Origin of the sequence: Mesorhizobium sp. M0276, from assembly GCF_040321755.1 — a bacterium.
Classification (GTDB): domain Bacteria; phylum Pseudomonadota; class Alphaproteobacteria; order Rhizobiales; family Rhizobiaceae; genus Mesorhizobium.
The window spans coordinates 1-5,832 of the sequence record NZ_JAMYSC010000122.1; the positions used below are offsets into that span (position 1 = coordinate 1).

Here is a 5,832-nt window from a genome sequence, read left to right on the forward strand (position 1 = left end):
ATGTGGCGGAAAAATCCGGACCGGCGGGCCTAGGCTGGCACCAGGAAGGCTCCGCCACATAATCTCGCCCGACGCATAAGAACGGTTATGTGGCGCGCCACATAACCGCATGCCGGCGATCTTTATGTCTTCCGCGGCCGCAGCGGCCATCTGATCAAGATTATCTGGCATGATGGGCTCGGCATGTCGCTGTATGCAAAACGGCTCGAGAAGGGCCGGTTCCTATGGCCGTCGCCGGCGGACGGCATGGTTTCCATATCACCGGCGCAGCTCGCCTACATGCTCGACGGGATCGATTGGCGCAACCCGCTTCACACGTTCCGCCCGCAGCGCGCGGGCTGAGTTTTTCTTTGAGTTGCGCCATTTTCCGCGAGTCAGCGGACGCGTTTTATGATTCACTCCAGGGCATGGTTGCCACCGCCCAGGATGCTGTTCCGGACGATATTGGCGCGCTGAGAGCCGCGCTGACCGCGGCGCTGGCCAGAGCCGAAGACGAGGCCGCGCGCGCTGCGCTGGTCGAGGCCGAACTGGCGGTCGCCAGGGCCAAGGCATCGGATGATGCGGCGCTGATCGCGCATCAGCATCTGACGATCCGGAAGCTGCAGCGGGCGCTGCATGGTCAGAGTTCTGAACGCTCAGCCCGCCTGCACGACCAGATGGAACTCACCTTCGAGGAACTCGAGAGCACCGCGACGGAAGACGAGATCGCCGCCGAACAGGCCGCGGCCCGGACCACCGAGGTGGCGCCTTACATGCGCAAGCGACCGGCGCGCCAGCCATTTCCCGAGCATCTGCCGCGCGAACGCGTGGTCGAGCCGGCGCCGACCGCTTGCCATTGCTGCGGCGGCCATCGGCTGCGCAGGCTGGGTGAGGATATCACCGAGACCCTGGAGGTGGTGCCGCGGCAATGGAAAGTGATCCAGCACGTGCGGGAGAAGTTCACCTGCCGCGACTGCGAAGCGATCAGCCAGGCTCCGGCGCCGTTCCACGCCACCCCACGCGGCTGGGCCGGTCCCGGCCTGCTGGCGATGATCCTGTTCGAGAAGTTCGGCCAGCATCAGCCGCTCAACCGCCAGGCTGAACGCTATGCCCGCGAAGGCGTGCCGTTCAGCCTGTCGACGCTCGCCGACCAGGTCGGCGCCGGCGCCGCGGCGCTGATGCCGCTGTTCAAGCGGCTCGAAGCCCATGTGCTGGCCGCTTCACGTCTGCACGGCGACGACACGACGGTGCCAGTCCTGGCCAAGGGCAAGACCGATACCGGCCGATTATGGACCTATGTGCGCGATGACCGACCGTTCGGCGGCGCCGATCCGCCGGCGGCAGTGTTCTATTATTCGCGCGATCGCCGAGGCGAACATCCCGCGGCGCATCTCGCCGGCTGGAGCGGCATTCTGCAGGCCGATGCCTTTGGTGGTTATGGCGATCTCTATGCGACGGGTCGTCAGCCGACGCCTATTCTGGAGGCCAGCTGCTGGGCCCACAGCCGGCGCAAAGTGTTCGAGCTGGCCGATGTCGAAGCGGCGGCGCGCAAGAAGGCGCACGGCGAGAAGCCCAACCTGATCTATCCGCTGGCGGTCGAAGCCGTGAAGCGCATCGATGCCCTGTTCGATATCGAGCGCGAGATCAACGGCCTGTCGCCAGGCCAACGCCACGCCGTGCGCCAGGAGCGGAGCGCGCCGCTGGTCACCGAGCTCGAGCGCTGGATGATCGAGACGCGCGACAAGCTCTCGCGCGGACACGATCTGACCAAGGCCTTCAACTACATGCTGCGCCGCTGGTCATCCTTCACCCGGTTCCTCGACGATGGGCGGATCTGCCTATCGAACAATGCAGCCGAGCGAGCCCTGCGCGGCATCGCTCTCGGCAGAAAGTCCTGGCTGTTCTGCGGTTCCGATCGCGGCGGACAGCGCGCGGCCGTTCTCTACAGCCTGATCGTCAGCGCCAAGATGAACGATATCGACCCTCAGGCCTGGCTCGCCGACGTCCTCGCCCGCCTGCCCGCCTATCCGGCCCATCGGATCGATGATTTGCTGCCGTGGAATTGGAGATCCGCAAAACTGCGGACCCAACCAGCGGCGGCCTGATCATGCAGCGCAATAAGGTGCATCACGTCTACACCGTCGAACGTGTCGCCAGGGATCTCGGCGTCAGCGAAACGCTCATCCAGGACCTGACCCCCGGTCTCGAGCCCGAGGACGGCGTCATCTGGGTGTACGGCGCCAACGATGACGACGGAATCTTGGCCTTCACCGATGAAGGCATCGAGGAAGTCAAACTCCTCCTCGAAGAATATCATCGCGTCTCCCCATCGAAAGCTTGACCCCAGCACCGCGGTGCTCATGGCCGCCGGATACGCACGTCTGCGGTCCCCACCGGACGGGTACGCTTCGCCTAAATGACGTTCGGTGAGGTCGCAGCCGGCAATCGAGATATCCTCCCAAGCTTATAGGACGCAATTCGCTTTGCACTCCACTCGGTCCCGCTGAGTGCAAAGAACCTGTAGGAATGGCGCTTCCCGCTCTCACACCCGGAGCGCTGTCCCTATGGAGGCGTTTTTAGATGTTTTGGTTTCGGACGAGTTCATCCATAACTGAGCGCACGGCGCTTTCCGCGATTGCGACGATCTCTTCGATCTCGGCCTTTGTTGCTACGAGCGGCGGGGCAAAGCCGAGAATGTCCCCGTGCGGCATAGCACGAGCGATTAGACCACGGTCACGAGCAGCCTTTGAAATTCGTGCACCAACCTTGAGCGTCGGATCGAAACGCTTCCTGTTGTCGCGATCGGCCACAAATTCGATCGCGCCCATAAGGCCGACCCCGCGCACCTCGCCAACGATCGGCAACTGCGCGAACTTTTCCTTCAGCTGCGCCTGGAAAAAGGAGCCTACTTCACGAGCATTACCTGGGAGATCCTCCTTCTCGACTATGTCTAGAACCGCATTGGCCGCAGCGGCGCCGATCGGATGACCAGAATAGGTGTAGCCGTGCGAGAATGAGCCGACCCTGGCAGCCCCTTCCTCCAGTACTTTGTAGACCTTCTCACCCACGATCGCCGCGGAAAGTGGGAAGTAGGCAGAGGTTAGTCCTTTTGCGACCGTGATGAGGTCGGGTTCGATGCCATAATGCTGTGAGCCGAACATGGAGCCCGTGCGGCCGAAGCCGGTAATGACTTCATCGGCGATGAGCAGCACATCATGCTTTTTGAGGACGGCCTGAATCGCTTCCCAGTACCCTTCCGGCGGGGGCGTAATGCCACCGGTGCCCAGCACAGGTTCGCCGATGAACCCACCGACGTTCTCCGAGCCCAAGCGTTCGATCAGCTGATCAAGTTCATCGGCTCGCCTCGCCGAGAATTCCTGCTCGGTCTCGCCCGGGCTTGCGCCCCAGTAGTGGTGTGGAACACCGGTGTGAACGATCTGCGGCAGCGGCAGATCCATGTGGTCATGATAGAAGCTCATGCCCGTCATCGAGCCGGACATGACGCTACAGCCATGGTAGCCGCGCTCGCGCGAGATGATCTTTTTCTTGTTCGGCTTGCCTCGTAGGTTGTTATAGTACCAGACGAGCTTGGCTTGCGTCTCGTTGGCGTCCGAACCGGACATGCCGTAAAAGATCTTGCTCATCTTCCCTGGCGCCATCTTCACGAGGCGGTCAGAAAGGATCGCAAGTTCTTCTGTCGTGTGCGCTGCGTAGGAATGATAATAGGCGAGACGGTAAGCTTGACGAGAAATTGCCTCGGCGACTTCGGTGCGACCATAGCCCACGTTGACGCAGTATAGGCCCGCGAAACCGTCGATGAACTCGTTGCCGTGCGCATCCTTAATGCGGATGCCCTTGCCTGTTTCTATGATGGTGGGCTCACCGAGCTTGCCTGTAGCGAAATCCTTAAGCTGCGTGAAAGGATGCAGGACGGAATTCCTGTCCTTTTCGCTGATTTCTTTGATATCAAAAGTCATTGGGCGCATCCTCTCACGCTGCTAGAATTCCAAAGCATGTGTATTTTGGTTCCAGATACTCGGCGAGGCCGTGTCTGGAACCTTCCCGGCCAAGACCCGACTGTTTCCATCCACCGAACGGGATGGGAGCTCCGGTGAATTTCGGGGTGTTCATCGCAACCATGCCGTATTCGAGCCGGTCGGAGAGCCGCATCGCGCGGTTGGGGTTCCGGGTGTAGACATACGCGGCAAGGCCCATCTCCGAATTGTTGGCACGCGCGAGCACCTCCCCTTCGTCGTCGAAGGACAGGATTGCTGCCACGGGACCAAAGTTCTCTTCCCAGGCGACCCGCATCTCGTCGGTCACATCGGCGAGCACGGTCGGCGTCACGAAGTTCCCACCAAGAGGATCATCCTTTGCGCCGGCCACCATTCGAGCTCCGACTGACAGAGCCTCGGAGATCTGCTGCCTGCACTTGTCAGCGCCTGACGCCTTGGTCATTGGACCGATGTCGATCCCGACCTCCAATCCGTGCCCAACTTTTAGTTTGCGAGTGGCCTTGGCGAATTCTTCTAGGAAATGGTCATAGACCCCCCGCTGTACGTAGATTCTATTTGCTGCCAAACAGTCCTGACCGGATGTCGCGAATTTGGCGGCCATGCAGCCGGCGACCGCAGCTTCGATTGGCGCATCGTCGAAAATGATGAAAGGAGCATTGCCGCCAAGTTCGAGTGAGGCCTTCTTGACGGTCTTCGCGGACTGCTCGAGCAGCAATCGGCCGACCTCGGTCGAGCCGGTAAAAGAGAACGCGCGCACCTGGGCATGCTGCAACAGCCGCGTGGCCAGTGGCTGAGCCTGGCCAGTGATCACCTGAAACACGCCGGCGGGAATCCCTACCTCCTCGGCAAGACGGGCGAGCGCCAGCGCCGACAAGGGCGTTTCCGGCGCGGGCTTGACGATCATGGTGCAGCCTGCGGCCAGCGCGGCTCCAGCCTTTCTAGTGATCATTGCCGAGGGAAAGTTCCATGGCGTGATAGCGACCGTTACTCCGATCGGCTGCATCTGCACGGCCAGCAGGCTTCCGGCGATATGGCTGGGGATGGTTTCGCCATAAGCCCGCTCGCCCTCTCCTGCAAACCAATCAAGAAAGCCAGCAGAATATGAAATTTCTTCACGGGCTTCAGCAATCGGCTTTCCTTGCTCGGCGGTTATGATGACAGCGAGGTCTTGCGCGTTTTCTCGCATAGCGATCGCCCATTTCCGCAGATATGCGCCACGTTCTAAAGGTAGCAGGCCGCGCCATTCGAGGAACGCTGCTCTCGCGGAATGGACCGCATCGTCCACGTCGGAAACTCCACAGGCCGCTACTTGCGCCAGCTCATCGCCAGTTGCAGGATCCACCACGCTGAGTGTTTCCGACTTCGAGAGCCAGGCGCCATTCACATAACCGCTTCTTTGCAGAAGGTCCGGGCGTTTGAGCCCCAGTAATGCAGTGGTTGCGGCGCCTCTCATTTACGACTCCGAGTGGATGCGTGATGCCGTCAGACTATTGTAGCATCAGCGCCCGTCGACAGCGCAGTTGGGGTCTCCAAAGCCGCATTCCTGCAAAAAAGAGACTAATTCGCGCGTGAACGAGCGAGCCGTGGCTAAGACTTGGCGCACTTGTGCCGATCAAAAGAACCAACAGCTTACGTCGGAATATTGTAAGCGGCGTTTGCGAGGGGCGTTTCCGAAGGCGGCTTGAGTGGCATCAATCACCGTAGCCAGGCGATTGAACAGCGCAGAGGAAACCTCTTCTTCCACCCTGCGCGTCGCCGCATCTATGCGTGCCTCGCAAAACAACGCTCATTTCCTGCATTGAGGTGCGATCATTCGCGTAATGCAGTGCCTCTAACG

Annotated in this window: 4 protein-coding genes and 1 pseudogene; 3 read left to right on the forward strand and 2 right to left on the reverse strand. The window is 60.8% G+C overall.

What is annotated here, in order from left to right:
• Nucleotides 1–117: 117 nt before the first annotated feature.
• The 3 genes and pseudogenes from tnpB to NKJ01_RS35810 form a co-directional block, all read left to right on the forward strand.
• Nucleotides 118–342: pseudogene (tnpB, locus tag NKJ01_RS35800) on the forward strand (IS66 family insertion sequence element accessory protein TnpB); the annotation flags it as partial.
• Between the two features lie 65 nt (nt 343–407).
• Entirely contained in the window at nt 408–2,084 is a 1,677-nt protein-coding gene (gene tnpC / locus NKJ01_RS35805) for an IS66 family transposase (protein ID WP_352735273.1), read from the forward strand.
• 2 nt (nt 2,085–2,086) lie between these two features.
• Entirely contained in the window at nt 2,087–2,320 is a 234-nt protein-coding gene (locus tag NKJ01_RS35810; RefSeq protein WP_502905961.1) for a hypothetical protein, read from the forward strand.
• 235 nt (nt 2,321–2,555) lie between these two features.
• Here the strand turns inward: NKJ01_RS35810 and NKJ01_RS35815 are convergent, their stop codons facing one another.
• Both NKJ01_RS35815 and NKJ01_RS35820 read right to left on the reverse strand, forming a co-directional pair.
• Nucleotides 2,556–3,956, reverse strand: coding sequence for an aspartate aminotransferase family protein (locus NKJ01_RS35815; RefSeq protein ID WP_352735277.1), 1,401 nt, complete (start codon nt 3,954–3,956; stop codon nt 2,556–2,558).
• Nucleotides 3,957–3,969: 13 nt separating this feature from the next.
• On the reverse strand, nt 3,970–5,448 hold the full coding sequence (locus tag NKJ01_RS35820; protein ID WP_352735279.1) for an NAD-dependent succinate-semialdehyde dehydrogenase: 1,479 nt from the start codon (nt 5,446–5,448) through the stop codon (nt 3,970–3,972).
• Nucleotides 5,449–5,832 lie beyond the last annotated feature (384 nt).